23 protein-coding genes and 1 tRNA gene are annotated in these 24,513 nt (G+C 61.4%); 11 read left to right on the plus strand and 13 right to left on the minus strand.

The features are described from left to right. Positions 1-11: 11 nt before the first annotated feature. Both ACVIIW_RS31060 and ACVIIW_RS31065 read right to left on the minus strand, forming a co-directional pair. Positions 12-1,256 carry an acyl-CoA dehydrogenase family protein gene (locus tag ACVIIW_RS31060; protein ID WP_456704181.1) on the minus strand — a complete coding sequence of 415 codons (1,245 nt, stop codon included), beginning with the start codon at positions 1,254-1,256 and terminating at the stop codon, positions 12-14. 111 nt (positions 1,257-1,367) lie between these two features. Continuing rightward, entirely contained in the window at positions 1,368-2,306 is a 939-nt protein-coding gene (locus ACVIIW_RS31065) for a helix-turn-helix domain-containing protein (RefSeq protein WP_456704182.1), read from the minus strand. An 865-nt stretch (positions 2,307-3,171) separates the two neighbouring features. Here ACVIIW_RS31065 and ACVIIW_RS31070 point away from each other — a divergent pair. Then, positions 3,172-3,879 carry a hypothetical protein gene (locus tag ACVIIW_RS31070; protein WP_456704183.1) on the plus strand — a complete coding sequence of 236 codons (708 nt, stop codon included), beginning with the start codon at positions 3,172-3,174 and terminating at the stop codon, positions 3,877-3,879. A 423-nt stretch (positions 3,880-4,302) separates the two neighbouring features. After that, positions 4,303-4,440, plus strand: a complete 138-nt coding sequence (locus tag ACVIIW_RS31075) for a hypothetical protein (protein ID WP_456705369.1) — start codon at positions 4,303-4,305, stop codon at positions 4,438-4,440. Positions 4,441-4,647: 207 nt separating this feature from the next. On the opposite strand, the gene ACVIIW_RS31080 is transcribed toward ACVIIW_RS31075, so the two are convergent. Both ACVIIW_RS31080 and ACVIIW_RS31085 read right to left on the minus strand, forming a co-directional pair. After that, entirely contained in the window at positions 4,648-4,926 is a 279-nt protein-coding gene (locus ACVIIW_RS31080; protein ID WP_456704184.1) for a hypothetical protein, read from the minus strand. Between the two features lie 93 nt (positions 4,927-5,019). Beyond that, positions 5,020-5,205: a recombinase family protein gene (locus ACVIIW_RS31085; RefSeq protein WP_456704185.1), complete on the minus strand. Its 186-nt coding sequence runs from the start codon at positions 5,203-5,205 to the stop codon at positions 5,020-5,022. Between the two features lie 576 nt (positions 5,206-5,781). Here ACVIIW_RS31085 and ACVIIW_RS31090 point away from each other — a divergent pair. Beyond that, on the plus strand, positions 5,782-5,973 hold the full coding sequence (locus ACVIIW_RS31090) for a hypothetical protein (RefSeq protein WP_456704186.1): 192 nt from the start codon (positions 5,782-5,784) through the stop codon (positions 5,971-5,973). Positions 5,974-6,423: 450 nt separating this feature from the next. Here ACVIIW_RS31090 and ACVIIW_RS31095 read toward each other — a convergent pair whose 3' ends face one another. After that, on the minus strand, positions 6,424-6,585 hold the full coding sequence (locus ACVIIW_RS31095; RefSeq protein ID WP_456704187.1) for a hypothetical protein: 162 nt from the start codon (positions 6,583-6,585) through the stop codon (positions 6,424-6,426). Positions 6,586-6,742: 157 nt separating this feature from the next. Here ACVIIW_RS31095 and ACVIIW_RS31100 point away from each other — a divergent pair, with 157 nt between their 5' ends. Both ACVIIW_RS31100 and ACVIIW_RS31105 read left to right on the plus strand, forming a co-directional pair. Continuing rightward, positions 6,743-7,051 carry a hypothetical protein gene (locus ACVIIW_RS31100; RefSeq protein ID WP_456704188.1) on the plus strand — a complete coding sequence of 103 codons (309 nt, stop codon included), beginning with the start codon at positions 6,743-6,745 and terminating at the stop codon, positions 7,049-7,051. A 7-nt stretch (positions 7,052-7,058) separates the two neighbouring features. Beyond that, positions 7,059-7,277: a PRC-barrel domain containing protein gene (locus ACVIIW_RS31105; RefSeq protein ID WP_456704189.1), complete on the plus strand. Its 219-nt coding sequence runs from the start codon at positions 7,059-7,061 to the stop codon at positions 7,275-7,277. Between the two features lie 328 nt (positions 7,278-7,605). Here ACVIIW_RS31105 and ACVIIW_RS31110 read toward each other — a convergent pair whose 3' ends face one another. From ACVIIW_RS31110 to ACVIIW_RS31130, 5 genes are all read right to left on the minus strand, one after another. Then, positions 7,606-8,973: an HlyD family type I secretion periplasmic adaptor subunit gene (locus tag ACVIIW_RS31110; protein WP_456704190.1), complete on the minus strand. Its 1,368-nt coding sequence runs from the start codon at positions 8,971-8,973 to the stop codon at positions 7,606-7,608. A gap of 27 nt (positions 8,974-9,000) precedes the next feature. After that, positions 9,001-11,115, minus strand: coding sequence for a type I secretion system permease/ATPase (locus ACVIIW_RS31115; protein WP_456704191.1), 2,115 nt, complete (start codon positions 11,113-11,115; stop codon positions 9,001-9,003). Positions 11,116-11,144: 29 nt separating this feature from the next. Continuing rightward, complete coding sequence (locus tag ACVIIW_RS31120) at positions 11,145-13,130, minus strand: hypothetical protein (protein ID WP_456704192.1); 1,986 nt, start codon at positions 13,128-13,130, stop codon at positions 11,145-11,147. 116 nt (positions 13,131-13,246) lie between these two features. Beyond that, positions 13,247-14,053 carry a hypothetical protein gene (locus ACVIIW_RS31125; protein ID WP_456704193.1) on the minus strand — a complete coding sequence of 269 codons (807 nt, stop codon included), beginning with the start codon at positions 14,051-14,053 and terminating at the stop codon, positions 13,247-13,249. A gap of 233 nt (positions 14,054-14,286) precedes the next feature. Further along, positions 14,287-14,841, minus strand: coding sequence for a hypothetical protein (locus ACVIIW_RS31130; protein WP_456704194.1), 555 nt, complete (start codon positions 14,839-14,841; stop codon positions 14,287-14,289). 159 nt (positions 14,842-15,000) lie between these two features. On the opposite strand from ACVIIW_RS31130, the gene ACVIIW_RS31135 reads away from it, so the two are divergent. Further along, positions 15,001-15,480 (plus strand): hypothetical protein, encoded by a 480-nt coding sequence (locus ACVIIW_RS31135; protein ID WP_456704195.1) that lies wholly within the window; start codon positions 15,001-15,003, stop codon positions 15,478-15,480. 252 nt (positions 15,481-15,732) lie between these two features. Continuing rightward, on the plus strand, positions 15,733-15,906 hold the full coding sequence (locus ACVIIW_RS31140; protein ID WP_456704196.1) for a hypothetical protein: 174 nt from the start codon (positions 15,733-15,735) through the stop codon (positions 15,904-15,906). Between the two features lie 73 nt (positions 15,907-15,979). On the opposite strand, the gene ACVIIW_RS31145 is transcribed toward ACVIIW_RS31140, so the two are convergent. Both ACVIIW_RS31145 and ACVIIW_RS31150 read right to left on the minus strand, forming a co-directional pair. Further along, positions 15,980-16,053, minus strand: a tRNA-Gly gene (locus tag ACVIIW_RS31145). 347 nt (positions 16,054-16,400) lie between these two features. Further along, positions 16,401-18,803 (minus strand): ATP-binding protein, encoded by a 2,403-nt coding sequence (locus ACVIIW_RS31150; protein ID WP_456704197.1) that lies wholly within the window; start codon positions 18,801-18,803, stop codon positions 16,401-16,403. A gap of 326 nt (positions 18,804-19,129) precedes the next feature. Between ACVIIW_RS31150 and ACVIIW_RS31155 the strand changes: the two genes are divergently transcribed. After that, on the plus strand, positions 19,130-19,843 hold the full coding sequence (locus ACVIIW_RS31155) for a substrate-binding periplasmic protein (protein WP_456704198.1): 714 nt from the start codon (positions 19,130-19,132) through the stop codon (positions 19,841-19,843). 398 nt (positions 19,844-20,241) lie between these two features. Continuing rightward, positions 20,242-20,628 (plus strand): YciI family protein, encoded by a 387-nt coding sequence (locus ACVIIW_RS31160; protein ID WP_456704199.1) that lies wholly within the window; start codon positions 20,242-20,244, stop codon positions 20,626-20,628. 16 nt (positions 20,629-20,644) lie between these two features. Here the strand turns inward: ACVIIW_RS31160 and ACVIIW_RS31165 are convergent, their stop codons facing one another. Then, positions 20,645-21,235 (minus strand): TMEM175 family protein, encoded by a 591-nt coding sequence (locus ACVIIW_RS31165; RefSeq protein WP_456704200.1) that lies wholly within the window; start codon positions 21,233-21,235, stop codon positions 20,645-20,647. Positions 21,236-21,363: 128 nt separating this feature from the next. On the opposite strand from ACVIIW_RS31165, the gene ACVIIW_RS31170 reads away from it, so the two are divergent. Further along, the gene (locus tag ACVIIW_RS31170; protein WP_456704201.1) at positions 21,364-23,421 is read left to right on the plus strand and encodes an ATP-dependent helicase; all 2,058 of its coding nucleotides are present in this window, start codon (positions 21,364-21,366) and stop codon (positions 23,419-23,421) included. Positions 23,422-23,478: 57 nt separating this feature from the next. Further along, positions 23,479-24,459, plus strand: a complete 981-nt coding sequence (locus ACVIIW_RS31175) for an NADPH:quinone oxidoreductase family protein (RefSeq protein ID WP_456704202.1) — start codon at positions 23,479-23,481, stop codon at positions 24,457-24,459. Positions 24,460-24,513: the final 54 nt, after the last annotated feature.

Here is a 24,513-nt window from a genome sequence, read left to right on the forward strand (position 1 = left end):
GACCGTCTCCCTCAAGCTGCGCCGCTTGCCGCAAGTGGATCGTAGCTGTCTTGCCGAAGCATCATGTGGAGTTGCCGTCGCCTCACCCCCATATTGCCGCCGTCAAAGATTGGCAGCGCCAGCGCATCCTGGAGCAGACGAGCGAACGGCGCTTCGTGATCGTAGCTGTCGACGCCAACCACCCGCATAAGATCGGTAATCACGCGCACCGCCGCTTCCGAGCCGAAGATTTTTGCCTCGATGGCGAGTTCATCCGCACCCGGCGACTGCGTATCGACCGCGTGACACGCCCGCCAGCTGAGATAACGCGCGGCCTCGATCGTGGTCTTGGCATCGGCCAGCGCATATCCGACCGCCTGATGCTCGATGATCGGGTGAACGCCGCCGCGCTTTTCGGTCCGGGCAAAATGCAGCGCGAACTCAAACGCCGCGCGCATCAGTGCCACGCCGAAGATGCCGACGAGCGCCGCGGTCCCCGTGAAGGCGGCCGCCGTCAGCGCGAGACCCGCCCCCTCCTTACCCAACAGATTACGATGCGGTGTTGCAACATTCTGCAATCCGAACTGCGGGACGAGATGCGCGCGATGGCCGATCGTGCCGATGGCGCATTCGAAGACAAGGCCCTTCACCGGACCTTCGACAGCAATGATCGAGATCGCTTCACCGGGGGGCGCTGCGGAATCTGTTCGGCACACGACACACAGGACGTCGGCGCCCTCGCGATTCCAGCCGGTGGCTGAGGACACCCATTTCTTGCGGCCGTTGATCACCCAATCGTCGCCCTCGCGTCTCGCGGTGGTGCGAACCCCTTCGCCCGGCGGAGGCGAGCCGGAATTGGCGCTACCGCCGGGCTCGCTGGAGCAGAAACCGGCGAGCGGCGCGCCATTCGTCCTCAGGAACGGCACAAGCAGGCGCCGGCACTGGTCCGGCGAGCCGCCGAGCAGAATCGGGAGCAAGCCGAGCACGGTGCCGAGCATCGTCAGCGTCACGCTGGCGTTCACGCTGTAGAATTCCTCGGCCAGGATCGCCATGTCGATCAAGCCTGAATTTTCGCCCCCCGCCGGCGACGGAATGCATTTGCGCAAATAGCCGGCCGCGACCATCGCCTCATAGGTGGGCCGGGTCGCGAGAAAGCGTTCTTCCGGAGTTGCCAGCAGTTCGGCCCGCCAAGCCTCGCTGAGCACCTCCTTGGCGAACTTGCGCGAAGCGCGCTGAAGATCCCGCTGTTGCGTCGTGAGCGTGAAATCGATCGCCATAGCGATGTCCTCTGATCCCGGATGCCAGCCGTCAGGCATGGCTATCCCTGGCTCGGGAAGAAATCTTGGCCGGCAGCGCCCGATTTCTTGGCGTGGCGTGAACCGGATCAGTCAGGGTGCACTGCTCGCGCGCCGAAACTCGCGCGGAGCCAAACCGTGGCTGCGCTTGAACAGACGGTTGAAATGCGAGATATCGCGAAAGCCCGCGGCGAAAGCGATTTCGGCTATGGTCTTGTGAGCGGACTTGGGGTCAACCAGCACGCGCGTGCAGGCAGCAATCCGCCGGTCGTTGACGTGTTCGTTGACAGAGCGATCCGTCATGGCAAAGAGACGATGCACGTAACGTTCGGAGCAACGGAACTTCGCGGCAAGCGCCACCGCGCCGAGTTCAGAATCCTCACTGTGACGGTCGATATGTTCGATCATCATCGACAGCAGGACGGGGATGTGCACGCGCTCGGCGGACACATCGCTCAGCACGTCGGGCGCGTGTGCGATCAGATCGACCACATGCGCACCGACCGTGGCCGAGGTCATTGAGCGCCGATGGTCCGCCAGACAGATTTCGGCATAGCCGGCAAGGGTCTTCGACAGCGCACGGCCCATCTCCGTCCGAGACAGGTTGAGCCGTGGACGATCGAGCAGCCCACTCGGCAGCAGCCTTCGCGGGACGGCAAAGCAAAAGAGCTTGAAGTTGTGGCAGTTGGCGATCTCGAACGGCTCCGTCGTATCGGCGATGGCGAGATCGCCGGGCGCACAGGTCTGCTCGTGGTTCCGTTGCGTGGTTCGCCCCAGCCCTTCGATCTGGAGATTGAAGAAACAAAGATCGTCGGTGCTCCCGGAAATATGTGAGGCAAGACGACGTACCGTATGCCGCGTCGCGGTCACCAGCGAGACCTGGATTGGCGCAGCGTCAGCTCTGGAAATGGCACCTTCAAACGGCTCGTCCGCAATCCTGCGCGGCTCAAGCCGAACAAATGCCGCGGCAAGGTCGTCCGCCCAGCTTCCAAAGGGTTGATCCGCGCGTCGCGGCCTGGTCGACCATTCCATGAGCACCCCATAGAATTGCAAGGGTCCCGGTCGGCATAGGATATCGCCCGCGCAATGTGCGGTCAAATTCCGGGCAAATGGCAAGTTCGCGCTTCACACCGAAGAGATCGAGGGCGCGAAGCCCAGCATCCGCGGGTACTCGATTCCGCGGATTCATGGGTGGGTCGCCCCAAGCGTGCGCTGATGAAGAGCATCTGAACGCCAAACATCGGCGTGATAACAGGCGAAGGGCTGCGCCCTCGTCTTGCGAGCATTGCGCGTCGAAATCCGCCGGTGCTCACACGGATTCGAACGCCGACCTCGAGCCGCTCATCAAACAAGGACTCGCTAACACGGGCGCAGGATTCGCGCCTCGTTGTACTGACGTGTATACTCTCCCTATCCGGGTGGTAACCTCATGGACACGCGCGAAGCGATTGGGGTCATAGCCGTCTCTCTCGTCCCGTTTCTGGTCTCGGTTGGAGCGGCGCTCTCGGTTGGGGGGCCCGGAAATGGCCATTTCTCACCGACGCTTTTTCGCTTCTAGCCAGCTTACTGGCCGGAAAGGGGTTCGGCTTTCTGCTGTGGCTCCCGGTTCCATCGCAGGATGTTGCCGGTTCTTGACCTTGATCCAGTGCTTCTGCCGACCTGCCTGATAAGGACGGTCACGACGCTTTCAGACCTATGTTGCAAGCTGTGCGGAATAAATCGGGCCCAAAGTCACCGCATTCGAAACGCGGTTCGGATAGCGGTCTGTCTAGTTATAGCGCATGATCAGGCGTACTTCGTGATCCTCCGTATTTTGGTCACCTTTTGATCGCGATGTGAGTAGTCCAGATTGCGCAGCCAAGGTCTCAGCGATTTCGACAGCACAGCGGATTGCACAATGCGATTGAAAAGCGCTGCATTATTTGCCGTCGGTTTGTTGTTTGGAGGTTTTTGGCTGCACGGCGGCGCTCGATGTCAAACCTCGCTGGCCCCGCCACCTTTGGTGACCCAACAAGCTTCGCCAACACCGGCTACCTGCCAGTGGGGCGGTCTCAGTCTGTGCCGCAACCCGGCGACAGCCAAAGGTTCGTCGTCTCCGCCGACAGTGGCGCCAGAAGTCCCGATGTATCCGCCGCCCGTTATCTTCGCCTCGCCGCCATCGGCGACCACCCAAGGTGCGTCGCCACCGGCTGCCAAAAACGCTTCTCGACCAATGGCGATCGATGACGTTCCAGCGCCAACAGCGGCCGCCAAAAGTTCGGCACGATCCGCAGCCACCAAGCACTCGCCACCGCCTGCCAATGACAAAGACGCGCCGGCACCGGCAACCGGCAACATTTTGGCAACGCCGGCTATAGACATTTTGCCCAAGTCGCGCACGGGCAAGCTGTCTCCGTCGCAGGAGACCGGTCCCGATGGCTTTACAGTAGGTATCGACGATGACGAGCAGACAGGCGAGCCGGCGCTCATTACAACTCGCCCAAAACAGTCCAAGGTCAGGCAAAAGGCCGACGTTGCCGAGAGACCATCGGCGAAACAGTCGCTGAGCGATCAAGCAGAAATTGAGAAGCTGAAGTCCAATCTCACGATCTGCCGAGGCTGCTAGAAGGTAAGGTGCCCGCAGAGCACGCCATCCGGGCGCGCCCCGGCTTCGGCCAAACCGGTTGAGGTGTTGGCGCGAGGCTGAAGATGCGCCGCCTAGCAGGACGCAGCGGACCATCGATGATCCCTCCAGCGCAGGACATTGAGGTGATGAGAGTTCGCGGCATCCTGCCGCCTCCTTGAGAATAGCCCAAACCTCTCGCAAGTTGCGCCTGCCCGCTTCGGCGGCGCCTTGACCGCGAGATCGGCCGCGTCGGCGGCGAATGGGCTCAGCAGTGCCAATCCAGCGGCTGCAGCACGTCACCTTTTCCAAGCGCAGTGATTGCCTTTCGCAATTACGGTCGGTCAAAACGCGCGCCGCTCAGCTTCTCGGAAAGTACTTTGGTCGCAGAGCACTTCTTTCCATGCTCATTGCAGGGGCCGCAAGATGGTCAAGAGCCGGTCCGGCGGACAGTGGGTAATCCCCGCGTCCTGCCGCTTCAATCATCCCGACGGCAGCTTCGCCGGCGTAGTGCTGACGAGCGTCGACGTCGCCTATTTCATCCGCGGGCCGAGGGCCAGGTGATGCTCGATGTGTCCAAGATCACCACCGTACATCACCCACAGCCGTACCGTGAACATCTGGCTGAGTGGCTGTTAGGCCGGTCGCAGCGACAAGCCGGTCGTCGACAAGAAGGCGCTGGAGCGCAGAAGCAACAAGCTCTCGCGGTTCTGCGAACCTCATCGCGACATGCTGCCGCTGGACGCGTCGGTGACTCCGGCGGCTGGTAGGCTAGATCCAATCGGCCACCTTCGGGAAGCAGGCCCGCTTGCGCTGGCTCCAGACGTAATCCGATCCGCCGCAAGGCGGGCGTGGACGCGTCGTCGCCGGGCATTCGTTCCAGACGCGCGCGCCGGTGCCCCAGCCGTCGACCACACAGGCGCCCATCATGGTTGAGTGACAGCCGGGACCGCAGAGACCGCCGGCGTGGGCGGCGCTGACGGCCCCCAGCAGCAGCAGCAGCACAGATGCGGCGAAGGCCAGCAAGACTCCTGGACGGTGCTTCGTCATACGCGCTCCTCCGTCAGCCGATGCCGTCGTACTGTTACTGGGTGGTATCGGTCTGCCGCGCAGCATAGCACGAATGCCAATTGCCGTCCTCCGTTAAAACGGGGGACGGCGATGTTTGAATGCGAGCCGCAGAGACGCGGGCCCGCCCATTTTTGCGAGCGCGCCGCTCAGCTTCTCGGACAGTAGTTTGGTCGCGCCTGCAGCCTTCAGCTGCACGATCTGATCGGAGACGCTCTGGCCGTCGGTCGAGACCCGCGCATAGCTAATGATATCACCCATGGAAATCCTCACCCTCTTGCGCCGTTGCCTATATCGCCGTGAGCACTTCCGGGCCACCGCGCGCTTGTGAGCTAGATGCTCGAAACGTAGAAGATCGTCCCGTCGGACACGCATGTTGATCTGAGTTTGCGCCCGCCTGGGTGGCGGCGATACGTGTGAGAGATGCGACCGCGCCGTCGGCGGCCTTGCGCCTGATTTCGTAGGATCACCAAAGCCGAGTGGGGTTACTCACAGCAGAGACAATGAGTTCGCGATAGAGATGCCGCACGTCTCACAGGAGGCTCACGATCTCGACGAAAACTTAAAACTGACTTTGCACCGCTGCGCGATGACGAACTGGCCGCCCCGCCGTCTCTGGCAAACGATGCCCGATTACGAACGGTAACGACCCGCGCTTCCAGCTGACCTTGCAGGTCGTGCAGTACACGTATCGCGGAACGGTCTAGTCCCGGCCAAGACCGGACGGCCTGTGCCACCCAAGTCCACCGTGATCCTTCGCACAGTGGAACCGAACGATGCGGCCTATATTCCCGAGTGAGTTTCGTAGTGTGGTTATCTCATAACGGGACAGAATATATGACCAAGTTTGCGGAAATCGTTCACGAATTCACTGCCGAAGAACTCGAAGCAATTTGCGGCGGTATGAAATGGGACCAAAACTACAGAAATCCAGAAGTTATTGATGCCCGTGGCGGCTCATTTACGATGTTGGGATGCACCATAACTTACGACCCGAGTGGCAAAGTGACGAGCGTTGGTCGGACATAACGACGACACGCCCTTCGCAATTTGTGGCCGACGCGCATTATCAATAAGCCCAACCAACCGCCGCTCCACCATATCGCCCGCCAAAACGGCTCCCGGGCCGAAGACCGCCCATCAAAGCATGGCAGGCCGTTCGGAGTTAGTGTCCAATATCCGCTCAGGGTCCAATCGGGTCGTTTGGCCCGATCGATGCCGCATGCTGTACCCCTCAACTGCACACGCGTGTTCCAAGAGAAAGCCAATCGCGTCCGTGCTGGTCTGCAAGTGAACTGCCACAACTGCAACAGGCTCATGACTTTGTCCAAAGAGACAGAAGACCCTTTCATTCGGCGGGCACTAAAGACTGCGCGGGAAATGCGAGCGGCAGAGCAGGACCGCATAGTCGGCCAAGTCTACAAGGGCACGGCTGCCGCACCGCCACGCTCCGCGCCTTAATTGGCCGCAGTCCATCACTTACATTCGCGGCTTCTGACCTGTCTCACCGTGCTGGTTTTGAGGCAACTCAGCCACACGTGTTCCACCAACCTGGCCGCCGACAATCGCTGCGAGGAAGATGCCTGCGGCCAGTAAGCATCCGCCCACAAATCCGTAAAAGCGCCAGTCCTGATCATTCATGATTTGCTCCTGACGGCTAACGCTACGACGGGAGAAATGTTCTGGGAGCACGGACGCGGAGCATGGCCCAGCCACTTCTTACCAATCCGAACCGCCACTGGAACTCATCTGCGCAACTGAGAGTTCTATTCGCTTAGGCCGGAAGGAGGCCGAAACCTTGACCAGCTTGCGGCAAGCCATCGACAAACTTGGTCCCTACCAATCACTCACGCTGTTAGCCGTGCCGGTCTGTCTGGTTGAGCCTTTGAAGCTCGTTGCTGTGGCGTTGGCGGGTGAAGGCCACTGGATCACCGGCACAACCATGATCATCGCAGCGTATGCCGCCAGTCTACTCATTGTGGAACGACTGTTCGCGCTGGTGAAGCCGAAGCTACTGAAGCTTCACTGGTTCGCGAAGCTATGGGCTTGGCTCATTGTCATACGATACAAGCTCGCACGCCCGTTTCGGGGCACGTTGGCTTCGTGACGAGCGCATGACGACGTTGGGCACTTGTGAGGAAAGGGCCATTAGCATCCTCCGGGAATTGCAAGCTGCGGAAGACGAGTTGATCGGTAAGACGGTTATCATGACTGACGGCAAAGCTGGAACGATTGATCATGTCCATCTCGACGAAGTGCACGGACTTCGGATTTCAATCGCCGGGCATGAAGGTGAATGGCCGATTTCAACCGTCAAGCTCCTCCAGAACTGATGGCTGAGCATCAACTTCACCGAAACCGCGCCGCCCCGTGACCAAAGCTGGGTTGTGGAAGTCGTTGGACGTCTAGCGTTCACATCAGGGGCATCAGTCGCGATCTTTTGGAAGATGGGCATGCGGGATGAAAGCGGGGTTGCCGCGGCTGGGGGACAACCGCAACCATCGGCATGGGCCATGGTCACTGCGCTAGTGATGAGCGGCCCGGGCCCGGCTTGCCCAGCAGCCATACGGCGCCCCCACAAGCAAACCGCAGCCACCGGCATGGCCATGGTCACGCCGACATTTGATTCGAGCTTCCACTCATTGACGCTATCCGTTCGGCTTACCGTTCCCGAAACGCCCGTGTCATACTGTCCTCAAGCGGCTTGGCGATGTACTGAAGGAAGGTCCGCTCCGAGGTCTTAATGAAGACTTCGGCCGGCATTCCGGGCGTCGGGCTGAAATTCGGCAGGTTCGCAGCTTCTGCTGCGTTCAGGCGGACCCTCGCGACGTAGACGTCTGTAGGACCCACTTGCATCGACTTGTGCTCATCCGGCAAGGAATCCGCCGAAAGATAGATAACGTCGCCGCTGATCATCGGTGTGACGCGTTGGCTGAGAGCGGTAAGCCGCACCATCGCGTGCTGACCTCGCCTCACGCTATCGATATCTTGCGGCCTCACGCGCGCCTCGATGATGAGTTCAGCGTTGAGCGGCAGTATCTCCATGATTGGCTTGCCGGGTTCGACGACGCCTCCTTCGGTGTGATACCGCATCTTGACCACGATACCTTCGACCGGAGCGACTATGTTGATTCGATCGAGCACCGCCTTTGCACTGAGAACCCGCTCGTTGACGTCTGCAAGCTCGCCACGGACATCGCGCAACTGGTCGACCGCCTTCTTCACCGCGTCCCTTCGTAACCCCGTGATTTGCTCCAGCGAACGGGCGATGCGTTCCTTTGCGTCACCAATGTCTGCCATGATCCGTCCGACTTCGCCCTCCAGGTTCGCCTTGGTCCGCTGTAAAAGCAAGACATCCGGCTTCTTCACCAGACCAGATTGGAGAAGACGCTGCTTCGTGTCGATGTCCTCATCGAGGAGCTCCATCTGACGCTTGACACTGTCGAGCTGCACTTTCGAACCCTCGATGCGCTCCTCAATCGCCTTGATGCTCGCCTCGACCGCGGCGATATCGCTCTTCAAATTATTGCGGCGGGCAACAAGCGTCATTCGCTGAGTATTCAGAATCTCGAGGATTTCCGGATCGCTGGCCCTTTCGGTCAACTCGTCCGGAAAGCTGACCGCATCCTGTTCGTGAATTTCGGCCTGCAGGCGCGTGTCCTCTGCAACCAGGCGACTCTGTCGGATCTGTAGCCGTCGCAGTTCAGCCTTCGGCGTCGTGGGATCGAGCTCCATCAATGTCTGGCCGGCCTGCACAACATTGCCTTCCCGCACGGCGATCTTTCGGATCACGCCTCCCTCGAGATGCTGGATCGTCTTGTTTTCACCCGTGGCGACGAACACGCCTGAGGCAACCACCGCACCGGCGATAGGGGCCGTGCTGCCCCACACGCCGAAGCCCATGACGGTCGACGCGATGATCAGGACCCCTCCGAGCGTGGCTGCCTTCGTCGAACGCGGGAGATCCGCATCCCAGGATGGCCTTTCCTGGACCCGTTTTCGCCTGACTGCGTCAATAAGGAACTTCATGAATAAGCCCCTAGGATAAACCGTACGTCACGCATTGAGGATCGGCGGCCCGCCAGCAGACGGTCCGCTCCCATTCGGCGGCTTGCGGCCAGAAAGGAGATGGATCATTTCTTCTCGCGCTCCGAATGCTTGCACCGACCCATTCTGCAGGATCAAGATCTTGTCGACGCTCTGCAGCAGCGCGGGGCGCTGCGTGACCGCAACGATGGTCGTGCCCTTCTGCTTGGCTCGGGACAGCGCCTTGGCCAGCGCGATCTCTCCACTCGTATCGAGATTGGCGTTCGGTTCGTCGAGCACCACGAGACGCGGGCTACCGTAGAACGCGCGAGCTAGTCCGATCCGTTGTCGCTGGCCTCCTGACAAGGGGCTGCCATCCATGCCGATGACGGTTTCGTAACCCTGAGGAAACTCGGCAATCATCTCGTGCACATCAGCGGTTTCCGCTGCATCGAAAATATCGGCGTCGCGTGCATCGTCCCGCATACGGGCAATATTGGCCTTGATGGACGCTGGAAAGAGCTGAACGTCCTGCGGTAGATAGCCGACGCACTCGCCGAACTGGCGCGGATCCCAGTTGCGCAGGTCCATCAGGTCGAGCCTTACGTTGCCGGCGGTGGGCATGATGGACCCGACGAGCATTCTCGCGAGCATGGTCTTGCCCGTGCCGGACGGGCCGACAATCGCGAGGGATTCGCCGGGCTCGAGCTGAAAACTCACGCCGTTCAGGATCACCTTTTTCGTGGCCGACGGCACGTAGAGAATACGCTCTACGCTGAGACGTCCTTCCGGTCTCGGCAGTCGCAGCCGACGCAGATTGAGCGGGGTGTTTTGCAGAAGCGTCCTGATGCGTTGATAGGCGGACCGCGCGTGAACGTAGCTCCGCCAGCCCTCGATCGTGCCTTCAAGCGGGGCGAGCGCGCGGCTGGACACAATGGAGGCGGCAATGATCATGCCACCTGTAAGGTGCGCCTCCAGCGCAAGGACCGCGCCCCAACCGAGGATTGCGATCTGCGTCCCCAACCTCAGGAATTTGGAGAGGCCGGTCATGAAGATGTTGCGGTCCTGAGCGATCACCTGCGCCTTGAGCGATTCAACGGTCTCCTGGCCCCACACTCGAACGCCCTCAGGAATCATGCCCATGGCGTTTATCACTTGCGCGTTGCGTGCCATGGCTTCGGCCTGAAGGTTGGCGCGAGTTACGAAGGCGCTCGCCCGGGTAAACGGATCGGCCGTGACACGCTGGTTCAGCAAGGCCAGCGCGGTCAGGCCAAGACCGGCGGTGGTGACGATCACTCCAAGCTGCGGGTGAATGAGGAACACCACGATCAAATAAACGGGCGCAATTGGCGCATCGAACATCGTCAACAAAACCGGCCCGGTTATGAAGGACCGAAGCTGCTGCAGATCGGCAAGTGTCTGGAATTCCCGGCTCGAGCCGCTTTGTGCCGCCTTCGCCGCCGCACTGAGCACAGGACCGCCCAGCCGCGCCTCGGTGTCAACGGCAACTCGCATGAGAATGAACCGACGCATCATGTCCATGAGCACATGGGCTGCAATCGCAAATATGACAATTGTCGTGAGCATGATCAGGGTATCGACGCTCCGGCTGGTCAGCACGCGATCGGACATGTTGAAGAGGTAGATTGGAATCGACAACGCCAGCAAGTTGACCACGAATGAGAAGAGCCCAATCGTCAGAAAATTTCGTTTGATCGACGCTAGACCTTTGGAAAGAGTTTCCCGGTATTCGTCGCCCCCGGTGGCTTTCTGCAATGGCGACGATCCGCGGCCACCACCGCCTCCGCCGCTCCTGGTTCCACCGCCGTTCGATCCGCCTGAGTTCGATACTTTTCGTTCCTCGGCCGTCGCATTGACCGCCGCCCGCGATCCGTCCCGCATCGCCAGTGGAGGGCTCGCTTGCGGGTCCTTCGAGTGCACCTGCGGATGCCTTGCCTCGGCCCGTTGGCTGAACACCGGGTTGGACGCCCCCATGTCTGCCCGGGGTGACGCCCGGACCTGACCCTGTTCCTCAGGAGCGGCGACGGGGCCATGGTGCGCATCGAACCTTACGACACTCGGCGCGCGCGGATTCCCGCCGGCCCGCGCAGCGTCCGATGAATTTCCGATGCCCCATCTGTCCATCACCCGGCTCTTCCGTTTGTGCTGATCTGCTAATGCATCATGTGTGACATCGGATCATCGTGATGCACCGTGGTCGTCACGTGAACGACGGGATGCGGTGTCGGATCCACGATTTTCGTGTCGTTGAGGAATGCGACGATCTCCGGAGCAAGCGCGTGAGGATCGTTCCAGTGCCCGCCGCTTCCACCAGAGCATCCGCCCTGAGGGAGCATGTTCGCCTGAATTAGCACGGAATCGGAGTAAACCTGCCCATCGACAAAGGCCTGATCGGGCTTCACGGAGACGATCGACGCCAGGTTGAGGTCCATATCATGACCGGCAATGACTGACTGCTCCGCCGCACCATTCCCTATGAGTGGATTACCGGGCGCAGGCGACGTCTCCTCCTGCAGCACGTAGTTGCTGTCCTGTAGCAGATTGGTTTGCCAGATTGCGTTGACATCGTAGTAATCGCCAGTCACGTACAAGACATGAAGCGTTCCGCCGTAGCCGTGAATCTGAGATGCCAGCGATGGATCCATGCTGGTCTGGCCATTTTCGATCTGGTTGACGATCTGCTGAAGGCCGCCATTGAGCGGTTTGACGCTCTGACCTCCGTATGTATCGATCGTCGCCGCATTGATGAGGTGGTTTCCGCCGAGACTGATTGACGGCTCACCAAATCCGTCGGCGCCGCCCGCGCTATTCGCGGAATGAATGATGTCGTTATTCACCAGGATATTGTACTGATAGATCATATTGGCGGAGTGGTACGATCCGCCCACGATGATCATATCGTACTTGAAGTCACCGTTCGTGAGCTGAGCCACGTTCATCAGCTGATTCTCGCCAGCCACAACCTCGTAGTGCGTGTCCGAGCTCTTCTGCTCGACGACATCGTTGTTGGAGAGATAGTTGACCTGCGTCAGCGTATGGACCTGGTGGTAATTTCCATTGACGACATCGATATCCCACGTTGCGCCAGGCGCTCCCGGAGATCCGGCATAAACCGACGCGTGCTGGACAAACCCGGCAGCGTTGGTCGACTCGTCGGGCGTAAAATGGACGCCGCCGGAGGTTTCGCCGCTGCCGCTCGTTTCGACATGATCTCTATTCGCACTGGCGTTGACCTGGAAGATCGCGTTCGTGGTGTAATCGTTTCCCAGCACGATCATTGTCTTGCAGGCGCTTCCGAGATCAACGATCTGCGCGGCATTAGTCAGGTGATTGTCTCCGACATCGGCCCATTGTCCGAGCTGGTGACCAGTGTCCCCGGGCTTATGGTCGAGCGGCGATGTCAGATTTTGATGAAGAGCATCCGGCTCGGTCGCGTCGGGCTGCCCGTTCAATTGGTAGCCCTCCTTGACGGACGGGGGATTGCCTGAACCACCATGGCTGTTGTTCCAGTCCTTGTCCGCCGCGCCCAGTGCGGAAACGATCGCGGACGTGTCGTGCGGAAGCTTCCAGGATTCCGGAATGGCATCACTGACTTGGTGGATCATCGTACCAAGCAGTTGATCCGAAATCTGGATGAGGTGGTTCATGATCGGGGGATAGGTGGTCCCGATCAGGTCATTGCCGTCATTGAAAAGCGCGTTGACTTGATGAGTCTCAATCTCGCTTTGCTCGCCACCGGGGTGATACACAACCTTTACGTCGAAGCTGGCGCCGGCACCGCCTCCGCCACCGCCACCGCCACCGCTGAAGAACGGCGGCGGCGCCGGCGGCAGCAATCGATCTGGCGCGTCGGGAACGTCTGCCTCAGGCCATATTATTTTTGGCAGATGTGACTGTGGCACCCGAACGAATTGATGGGTGTCGTCCGGCAGGTTTCCTGGAGGTTCTACGGCGGTGGTCTGAAGATCGTCGAAGCTCAGTGGGGCGCTATTCTGTAGCGGACGTGGCGTATCGTCCCCGTCGGCGGCACGCGCGCCGGGGCCTCCGTCAAGTTGCACACGATCGCGTGCTATGTCATCGAAGAGATGGAGGTAACCGGAAAAATAAGAGATTGCTTCCGTCAAGCCGCCCGGAATCATTGTCGATCTCCGCTGACAGATTGCGTCTCCGCGAGCTTAAGCGCACGTTGCAATACCGCTTGCTGCCAAAACGACGAGGCCCGCGCGGCTCGAAGCCGCGCGGGCCATGGAGACGACTAATGTGTGATGTCGTGCGCGTCGTGCAGGTCGTTCCCTGCCACCTGCATCGTCAGGCTGTTGAACTGGATGTTGGCACCCAGCGTGATCGTCTGCGTGAAGGCAGACTGCGTCAGGGCGGCGTCGGCATGAGCGGCGATGCCGCTGGCGGACGTACCGGTGACGTCGCCGACATGGCTGTGGTCGGCACTGGAGTCACCGCCAAGGGCCTTGGCCTCCATGCTGAACCCGCCGCCATGCTCGGTCTCGCCACCGGTGAAGGTGACGTTCGCGTTCTCAACATGTCCATTGTTCACCAGGTTATTCACCTGATCGATGTTGAACTGGTTGCCGTCGCCGTTCAGCGTTTGGTTCACGACCTGCGGCATGATCAACGAATCGCTGAAGTGGCTCATGTCGTGCATATCGATCACCGGCGAGCTCAGGCCGGTTGCATGCAGATCGAGGTCGACCTTGACGTCCACGTTGACCTTGCTTTCGACGGTGTTCTCGACATTATTGTCGACAGCGTTGTCGACTTTGTTGTGAACGTCGTTGTCGTTGTGGTCGAAGTTGCCGTTGGCGTTCAGATTGCCGTTGGCATTCAGGTTGCCGTTGCCGTTCCAGTTGTCGTTGCTGTTGTCGCTCGAGTTGTCGCTTGAGTTGTAGAGCGCCTGCGAAGCAGTCTGCGTCTGATCCTGACCTTGGCCCTGACCCTGGCCCTGGCCTTGGCCTTGTCCCTGCAGATTCAACTGGCCCTGGCCCTGTCCCTGCAAGTTCAGCTGGCCCTGAGCTTGGCCCTGTAGTTGGCCCTGTTTCTTGGACATGAGATACTCCTGTTTGGGTTTGGAGCATCGTCAACGTTCGCGGTCGCTGATCTTCTGCGTCTGCGGCCTCTCACGTCTTTCGATACTGCTCTGCGTTGAGCCGGGTTCTCCCGACTGCAGACATCGCCTGATGTCCGCGCAGCTAGCATCGTCCAAGTCCTGAGAGGCGTTCAAATGGCTTTCCGAAGTAGTCGGCGTGATCCGTCTACTACCATTGAGGTATCCCGGATGCTTCATTGCTGCAGGTGAGCCTCGAGCTTGGGCAGAAACTCCCAAATATCCCGATTGATGCGGATCATCGCGCGGACCGTCTCGGAAAGCGACTTTAGACGAGCCTCATCGACCGGTCGCGTTTCTCCAAACGCGAGGCTTGCGCGGGTCTGAACGACGCGCATGGATTGGGTCTGGACTATCTCGCCGCTCTCGTCGACCGCATACATGCAATGCGTGAGCTCGTTACGAACCTGCGTCGTGTCGTTGAATCGGTCGATGAGCTTGTTCAAGTCTCTATTAAGAGCTTGATCTCTAATCTTGATCTTGGCCAGCCGTTGAATCAAATCGAGACGGGCTCGCGTCGTGTTCAACGTGGCAAACACCAACGCAGCCGAGGCTTCGTCCGTACTAAGCAAAAGCATCAGAACGTAAATGAACAGGCTCTCATTGTTCGACCAATTGAAGATGAGATTGCCAATGAGCGCGAGAACGTTCGTTCTATGGCCGGCAGACTCCGGCGCGGTCGCCTCAAGCGCGCTGAAATCCGGTTTGGGAGGTAGTCTGCTCACAGTCATTGGCTTGACCCCCGCGTGGACGTCCCGACGACCAGCAATCCCTTGCCAAGCCGACGAACATTGGCATTCTAGCTTACTTTGACGCTACCGCGCTACGCTCGTTCGCGCCGACGGCCCGCTAGCAATGGTGGAAGCTCGATGCTGAGGTGGCTTTTTACAATGATCGACGTGGCCCGTGTGCGCAATGCCGCAGTCGCGACGATCCAGCCATTGGTTGAGGCAAGCAGATGCCGTCTCGACGACATTCCGAGTTCGATCTGGCTTGAGCCGTATATGATCGGGCTCCTAGGCATGCTGATCACCCTGGCAGCGGAGCGGCAAACGCGCCCAATCAAGGGGGCTGCGATGCGCCAGGTTCAGACAGAAGTATGGCGCACGATTACCGGGTTGGACTATCGGATAGGAGAAGAGATTATGCTTCTCAGTGCCAGCCAGGACGAGCAATTCCTCGCGGGGTGCATGGACGCCGCGAGCATAGCGTCCGATCTATACGACTACGAAGCGGTCGCTCCGCTCGGATTGGATGCCCCGAATCTACAGGGCTCTTCGCTCTCTGCCGATCAAGTCGCAGTTCGTCAGGTCCGGGACATCGTCCGATGGCGCGAGACATTCGACACCTACGTCATGCGTCGGCAGTAATGCCCTTATCGGGCTTCAGCGACTAATTCGATCCCGATCCCCAATTGATCCTCAAGTTGCCATTGGACCTGTCCCCATCATCAGTGCGGAACGTCTGCCCGGTCAAGAAGCGAGGCTGCTCGCTGCGCCACGAGCCGGTCTCGACGATGACGCGGCGGTCAGGCGCGCGGAAGCGATCCTGCTGCCTGCGTTCGATCGGGCGATACGAATGTTGCGCCGAAGCTGCAACCAGCGGTCGCCGTTACTGGCACATTGGATTGGGTGTTTGCGGAATATCGCGCCGTCGGCTGGGAGTGGTTGCAGCGTGAGACAGATATCTTTGCGACGTTCATGGTCGAGCATTATCGAAAGCGAACCACCAATCAAATCATCAGTGGCGCTAAGAAACGCCGCACCTATCGCGACAAGGAGGAGAACAGTGCGTGATCTCGGTCCGAATGGAACGGCAGCCCCGCTGGATTCACGGTCCGAATAAGGTCGCGTAAGTTCTTGAAATCATTGGAGCGGGTGAAGGGAATCGAACCCTCGTATTCAGCTTGGAAGGCTGCTGCTCTACCATTGAGCTACACCCGCGACAGGGGCTCCCTAACACGGCCGGGCGGCGGCCTCAACTACCCGAGGCACGGCTTTCGCAGGCTTTCCGGCCTTGCGCACAGGTCCGGTTCCCCAGCGGCGCCTCCCCTTAACAGGCACGGCCATCCAGCCTATATTGAGAGCTCCCGCAATCAACGAAAGGAGGTGATCCAGTGTCTTTTACCAAGCGCTGTCACCTCGCTGGGATCGCCCGCTAGGCTTTGAAAGAGGCTTGGCATCGGGGCGCTCTCAGCCCTGGACCAGCGAGCAAGAAATCGGGCGCGACGGGATCTTCCCGCCGCGCCTTTTCATTGGCCTGGCCATTTCGCCGACATGGCGCGCATCCCTCAGAGCGTCGCCTCGCCCCCGAGCATTTCCCGGATCTTCCGCGACAGGTCAGCCTTCCGGTACGGCTTGCGGAGCAACGCCACGCCGGGATCGAGGTGCCCCTCGTGAACGATGGTGTTGTCGGCATAGCCTGAGGTGTAGAGCACCCGCACGCCCGGCCGACGGAGCCGGACAGCGTCTGCCAATTCCCGCCCGTTCATGCCGCCTGGCATGATGATGTCGGTAAACAGAAGATCGAAGCTCGCTCCCCGGTCGACCAACGCCAGCGCGGTTGCGCCATCGCTGGCGATCAGCGTGCGATAGCCGAGGCTGCCGAGCTGCGCGATGACGTAGCCCTGCACCAGCGGATCATCCTCGACCACGAGGATGGTCTCGTGTCCATGCGTCAGCGCGGGCGCCGGCGCCGGCCCGGTTCCCGCGGTCGCATCGCCCGCCGATCGCGGCAGCAACAGCCTCACCACCGTACCGCGTCCCTCTTCGCTCTCGATCGCCACCGTGCCGCCAGTCTGCTTTGCGAAGCCGTAAACCATGCTCAGTCCAAGGCCGGTGCCGCGACCGACCCCCTTGGTGGTGAAGAACGGCTCGAACACGCGGTCGCGAATCTCGGCAGGAATGCCGTGCCCGGTGTCGGCGACCGCGACCATGACATAGGAGCCGGCTTCGCCGTCGCCATTGTCCGCGCCATCGAGCTCCCGGTTGGCGGTCTCGAGCGTGAGCCTGCCGCCGTCAGGCATCGCATCGCGCGCGTTGACGGCGAGATTGACGATCGCAGAGGAAAGTTGCGACGGATCAGCCATGGCCGGCCATGCATCATCAGCAAGTCGCGTCACGATCTCGACATGCTCGCCAAGGATCGGCCGCAACAGCTTCACCGCCTCAAGGACGAGCGCGTTGACATCGATCTCGCGTGGCTCCAGCGGCTGGCGGCGGGCGAAGGTCAGGAGCTGCGACGTGATCTCGGCGCCGCGGGAGGCCGCATCGTCGATCAGCGCGGCGATCGAGGCGAGCTCGGGCTTGTCCGCGAGCCCCTCCTGGATGATCTCGATGGTTCCGATGATGACGGTCAGCACGTTGTTGAAGTCGTGCGCGACGCCGCCGGTGAGCTGACCGATCGCATCCATCTTCTGTGACTGGCGAAGCCGCTCCTCGGCCTCGTGCTGCGCGGTGAGATCGGTAGCGGAGCCGCGATAGCCCATGAAACGCCCGTCGTCGCCAAACACCGGCTGCCCGTTGACGCTGAAATAGTGCAAACGCCCGGCCGCATCGCGGCCGCGATACTCGAACTTGCGGAACGGCTCGTGGCGGTCCAGCGTCGCCATGTGGTCGCGCCATTTCTGCGCTTCGGAGTTTTGATCGAAGGCAGCATCCGGACGTCGTTTCCCGATCACGGCCTTACTGTCCATGCCGAATGCACCGGCCCGATCCGATATGTAGGTGAACACGTGATCCGGACCGGTTTCCCAGAACCAGTCGGAGGCGGTCTCGGCATAGTCGCGAAAGCGCTGCTCGCTCGCGCGCGCGTCGTCTTCCGCGCGCCGGCGGATCTTCAGATCACGATCGAGATTCGCATTGGCCTCGCGGAGTTCGCCATAGGCACGCTCCAGGTTGGCACACATGGCGTTGAACGCGTCGATCACCTTATCCAGCTCGTCGGGATCGTCAGGAGGCCGGCGCTCCAGACTTAATGGCGGAGGCGGCCGCGCCAGAGTGTACTTGCTGACGAACTCGGCGATGGCGACCAGGTGCCGGGTCACCAGAATGTGGAACATGTAGATGATGAACAGCGAGACGAGGAACGTCTTTGCCGCCTGACTTGCCAGGATGACGAGGGCCCGGTTCAGCAGTTGCTGATAGATGTCGCTGAGCGTCGCCTCGACATGGAGCACGCCGATTGGACGCGCGGTCCCTTGAACGGTGTAGGTCAGCGGATAGTCGCGCGTCACGACCGAGCGGCTAACGGGTTCGCCGACGGCAACACGGATGGGATGCGGCCGATCGGCGATCTCGCGGACCTCGGCGGCGCGGAGACCGGGCAGCCGCAGGATTCCTTCGAGCTGGAGCTTGAGCTGGTTCTCGTCGAGACTCCACAGGCTCTCGCCGAGGCTGCCCGTGGTGCTGCGACCGACCTCGTCGAGCCTTGTCTCGATCACGCCGACTTCGCGATCGTAGTCCAGATACAGCTGCAGCGCAGTCAGGGTCAGCGTCACGACCGAGGAGAACAGCAGCACGGCCGCAAGCAGGCGTGGCCCGACACCGCTGCGCGCCCCCTTGGATATTCGCGACAAAAACGTCGCGAGCACCGGGGGCGTAAACGCAACCCCGATAGTGCTCAAATCCCGCTCCGCAGCCGCCGGCGCAACAGCGCGGCTGCGATCGGGATTCTCGTCACTTGCCTTGCCCATGCACCCCGTCCCGGAAAATGGCGACATTCCTCTTCGGCCTGCCGGTCGCAGCCGCACACAATTCAACGGTTTTGATTCTCTTTCAGCACGCGTCGCGCGCAGCAATCCTGCCGGCCCTTGGGCGATCTGGGGTCGGCGGGGTCATATCTTGCGCCCAGCGGCAGGATCTTGGCGCAAACTATCACCTCGCGTGCTACAATGACATTGGTGATATCAAGGATAATGGCGGCCGAGCGGTGAGCTTGTGGCTCCGCGGAACGGCCATCTCCGGTAGATGGCGCTCGCATCAGAACTCAATGGTAGCAAGGGACGGCCGAGAAGCGCTCATGTGGCAGATCATCATCATCTGCCTTTCGCTGTTTGTAGCCGGTTCATCCCACGCGCAGTCGGTCATCCGGCTGGCTCGGATCGCCGACATTCCGGATCAATATGTCGGCGGCGAGCTTCTGCGCGCCGTCTACGCCAAGCTGAACATCAAGCTCGAATTCGTGGACGTCCCCGGCAAGCGGGCGCTCGCGCTGTCGAGCGCCGGCGCGGTCGACGGCGAAATCCAGCGGATCGGAACGTTGTCGGCCGAATACCCGACGCTGCTGCAGGTGACGCCAGCGATCAACTACATCGAGCCCGCCGTGTTCACGACCAAGCTCCATTTCGACGTGGATGGCTGGAATTCGATCAGGGCGTTCCGCATCGGAATCGTCCGCGGCGTCGGCTCGTCGGAAGCCGGGACGCGCGGCATGGACAGGGTCACGGCGACGATTGGCATCGAGAATTTGATCAGGATGCTCGATGCCGATCGTTTCGACGTGATCGTCAGCGACCTCTTCAGCGGGCTGGTCGCCGTCCGCAAGCTTAATCTCCAGGGCAGAATCTATCCGCTCTCGCCGCCGCTCGAGCGTATCCGCATCTTCCATTACCTGCACGAGAGCCACCGCGACCTCGTGCCGAAGGTTGGACAGGTGATCGCCCAGATGGAGGCAAGCGGCGAGCTGGCGGCGCTGCGCGAGTCTCTCGTCAAGCAGGTGCTGAGCACCCCCTGACGATGGCGGCCTCGAGATCGCGAAACCGCGCGCGCAACGCCGACGCCGCAATCCGCGCGGCTGAGAAGCCGAAGACGGCGAGCACAGACGCGCGCTTGCCGCGGCAGCTTTCGACGATGCGCTCGCTACCACTCTAAATTGCGATGATGGCCCGCCCGGTCGTGCAGATCGGCAGGCTGCGACGTCCCTGCTCGCCGCGCATCACAGGGCGCCTCCGATGAGCGATCAGCTGCTGTTGTGGCCATCAGTCGCCTCGACATTGGCGAGCGTTCACCCCGAGGGCGGCAATCGGGTTCCAGGGACGGTTTCACCCGGCGCAATATTTTCAGTCTCCCCATTGTCGGCTGCGGCTACGATGATACCGTCCTCGAGCTACGTGCCCAACAGAAGAGGTGGAGATGCTTTACGCGATCCTGGCTTACCACGTGGAAGGCGAGATTTTGTCGTGGACGCCGCAGGAGGACGCCGCCGTCGTCGCCAAAATCATCGAGGTTCAGGAACCCTTGAGGGCCAGCGGAAATCTTGGGCCGGCCGCCCGTCTGGATGACACAAGGAAAGCCCACACCTTGCGTGGCTCCGGCGCCGGAGTCGTCCTGGATGGGCCGTTTGCCGAGACCAAGGAGCAGCTTCTGGGCTTTCATCTCGTCGACTACGACACGGATGAGGAGGCGATCGCGGCCGCGCGCAAGCTGCGTGAGGTCAATCCGAGTGCGGTTTACGAAATCCGACCGATCAAGCTTTACGTCCCGGCCGATGGGTTCGGCGCGCCAGCGACAAAAGGATGATGGATCGCGCGGCGCTTCAGGGCTCGCCCGCCGCCGCCGTATCCAGGCGGCGGCGGATCAGCAGCGCGCCAAAGGCCAGAAACCAGAAATAGGACGCATATTGCGGGGCGAACGCGGCCACTACGGTCCCCGGAACCAATGCAGCCAGCGGGAACAGGGCCGCGATCAGCTGGGAACGGAAGCCTCGCATCACGAGCCACCACAACCATGCATTCAGCCCGGCGATGACGGAGAGATGCAGGCCATACAGCACGGCCACGGCGCTGCTCCTGTCGTAATTGCCATAGAGTCCGTTGGTCACCGGCAGCAGGACGATCGACAGCAGGAACACCAGGTTTAACAGCACGACGTGGCGGCCCGCTTCCGGTTGGCGGGCGAGCCGGCGGTGATGGCTGATCCAGAACACACCGGCGATGATGAAGCTGAGGATCAGGCCGGTGAGGCGCCCGGAGTAGAGTTGGCCGAGATCGCTCCATGTCGGCATCGCCTTGAACTCGCCCGCCTTGGGCAGATCATTGGCGAGCAGCGTCATCGCGACACCAAAGACGGTGTTGCTCAACGATTCCAGCCGGCGCATCTCGAAAAGGTCGGGCGTGGGATCGGCCATCTCTGCAAATCCGTCCGGGCTGGAACTTGAGCTGCCCTCTCCCCTAAATCCTCAGGCGGCTTGCGTCCAGCCGCATTGCGATTCGCCCGGGGATCGTTGATTCTGGCGGCATCACACTGGGGCGATTCGTGACGTCATATCTGGACACGCTCAATGCGGAGCAGCGCCGCGCCGTGGAGCATGGCGTGGCCGATGGCGTGACCGTAGGCACTCCCCTGCTGGTCATTGCGGGCGCGGGCTCCGGCAAGACCAACACGCTTGCCCACCGCGTCGCCCACCTGATCGTCGCGGGCGCCGATCCACGGCGCATCCTGCTGATGACGTTCTCCCGCCGCGCCGCCGCCGAGATGGCCGGACGCGTCGAACGCATCTCCCGCAAAGTGCTCGGCGAGAACAACGCCGCGATCATGCGCGATGCGCTGACCTGGGCCGGCACCTTCCATGGCATCGGCGCGCGGATGTTGCGCGAATATGCTGAGCGGATCGGCGTCGATCCCGCCTTCACCATCCACGACCGCGAGGATTCCGCCGACCTGATGAACCTGGTCCGGCACGAGCGCGGGCTGTCCAAGACCGAGAGCCGCTTCCCGGCCAAGGGCACCTGCCTGTCGATCTACTCGCGCTGCGTCAATGCCGAGATGGAAATCGAGAAGGTGTTGGGGACGCACTATCCCTGGTGCGCTGGCTGGGCCGCCGAGCTGAAGGGGCTGTTCGCCGCTTACGTCGAGGCAAAGCAGGCCCAACACGTGCTCGATTACGACGATTTGCTGCTCTACTGGTCGCAGATGATGAGCGATGCACTGATCGCTGACGAGATCGGCGGACGCTTCGATCACGTGCTGGTCGACGAATATCAGGACACCAACCGCCTGCAATCCTCGATCCTGCTTGCGCTGAAGCCGGACGGACGCGGGCTCACCGTGGTCGGCGACGACGCGCAGTCGATCTATTCATTCCGCGCCGCCACCGTGCGCAACATCCTGGATTTTCCGCAAAGCTTCTCGCCGCGCGCGGAAATGATCACGCTCGTCCGCAACTATCGCTCGACGCAGTCAGTGCTGGCGGCGGCCAACGGCGTCATTGGGCTGGCACGCGAACGCTTCACAAAAAACCTCTGGACCGACCGGACCTCGTCACAGAAGCCGCAGCTCGTCACCGTCCACGACGAGGCCGACCAGGCCCGCTACATCGTCGAGCAGGTGCTCGCCAATCGCGAGCAAGGCGCGCTGCTCAAGCACCAGGCAGTGCTGTTCCGGACGTCCTCGCATTCGGGTCCGCTCGAGATCGAGCTCGCCCGCCGCAACATTCCGTTCGTGAAATTCGGCGGGCTGAAATTCCTCGACGCCGCCCACGTCAAGGACGTGCTGGCGCTGCTGCGCTTCGCCGAGAACCCGCGCGACCGCGTCGCAGGCTTTCGCATCCTGCACCTCTTGCCGGGCATCGGTCCCGCCACCGCGCAGCGCGTGCTCGACCAGATGGCGGAGAGCATGGACCCGCTGCACGCGCTCGGCCAGCTTGCCGCGCCGCCGCGCACCGGCGCTGATTGGACCGACTTCGTCCGTACTGTCGAAAACCTGCGCTATTCGGAATGGCCTGCGGATCTCGAGCGCGTGCGGCTCTGGTACGAGCCGCATCTCGACCGCCTCCACGAGGACTCCGAGACGCGCCGCGCCGACCTGATGCAGCTCGAGCAGATCGCGAGCGGCTATTCCTCGCGCGAAAAATTTTTGACCGAGCTCACGCTCGATCCGCCTGACGCGACCAGCGACAAATCAGGGCCGCCCTTGCGTGACGAGGATTATTTGATCCTCTCGACCATCCATTCAGCCAAAGGCCAGGAATGGAAATCGGTGTTCGTGCTCAACGTTGTCGACGGCTGCATGCCCTCCGACCTCGGCGCCGGCACCAGCGCCGAGCTCGAGGAGGAGCGCCGGCTGCTCTATGTCGCGATGACGCGCGCCAAGGACGATCTGCACCTCGTGGTGCCGCAGCGCTTCTTCGTCCACGGCCAGGCCGCCAAGGGCGACCGCCACGTCTACGCCTCGCGCACCCGCTTCATCCCGGAGCAGCTGGTCTATCTGTTCGAGCGCACCGCTTGGCCGAAGGTCTCCGCGGCTGGCACGCGCGCTGCATCGCAGGGACCGAAGATCGACATCGGGGCGCGGATGCGGGGGATGTGGCGGTAGACGCAAGAGATCAGTCTCAGGGCCTGTCAGGATATCAGGAACAACAGAGGTCCTGACATGAAAGCCGTCGTCGTCGAGCAGTACGCCCCTATCGATCAGATCGAACTGAAGGACATCCCGCACCCGCCAGTGGAGTCCGGACAGTTGCGTATCCGGGTGGAAGCTGCCGGTATCGGCTTTGTCGATGGCTTGAAAGTTCAAGGGCTCTACCAAACCAAGGATCCCCTGCCCTTCATTCCGGGGACGGAATTCGCGGGTGTTGTCCAGGAGGCGCCCGGCGCACCGGGCGGCTATCAACCCGGCATGCGCGTAATGGGCATGACGCGGTCGGGCGCGCTCGCCGAGGAGATCGTGGTCAAGCCCGATGCGCTCCATCCCTTGCCGGACGGCGTCACCGCCGAAGTCGCCGCATCGTTTCGCGCCAATTACCTGACCGCGCTCTATGCGCTGAGCGGGCGTGCCACGATCGTTGCGGGCGAGCAGTTGCTGGTGCTGGGCGCTGCCGGCGGCACCGGCACCGCGGCCGTGCAGATCGGCAAGCTGCTCGGCGCTCGCGTGATCGCAGCGGCATCGACAGCGGAGAAACGTGAATTCGCGCAGGCGCACGGCGCCGACGCCGTGATCGACTACACCCAGGCCGGCTGGCGCGACACGCTGAAGGAATCGACCGGAGGACACGGCGCCGACGTGATCTTCGATCCCGTCGGCGGCGAGATCTCGGTGCAGGCCTTTCGCTCGATCGCCTGGCGCGGGCGCCATCTGGTCGTCGGCTTCGCCGGCGGTGCGATCCCCGCCCTGCCGTTCAATCTCCCGCTGCTGAAAGGCGGCGCCCTGCTTGGCGTCGATCTCGCACAGATCCCCACGCGCGAGCCCGATGTGCAGAGGCAACTGATGTCGCAGCTGACCGGCTGGCTTGCCGAAGGCAAGCTGAAGCCCGCAGTCGGTCGCGTGTTCGCGCTCGAGGAGTTTCGCGAGGCTTTCAAGACGATGCAGACGCGCGCAGCACTCGGCAAGATGGTGGTGCGTATGCCGGGATAGGCCTCACAAACGGAAACCGAGCATTTCCGAAAGCCGCCTTGTCGCGCGGCGTCG

This window comes from Bradyrhizobium sp. USDA 4449 (assembly GCF_054056275.1).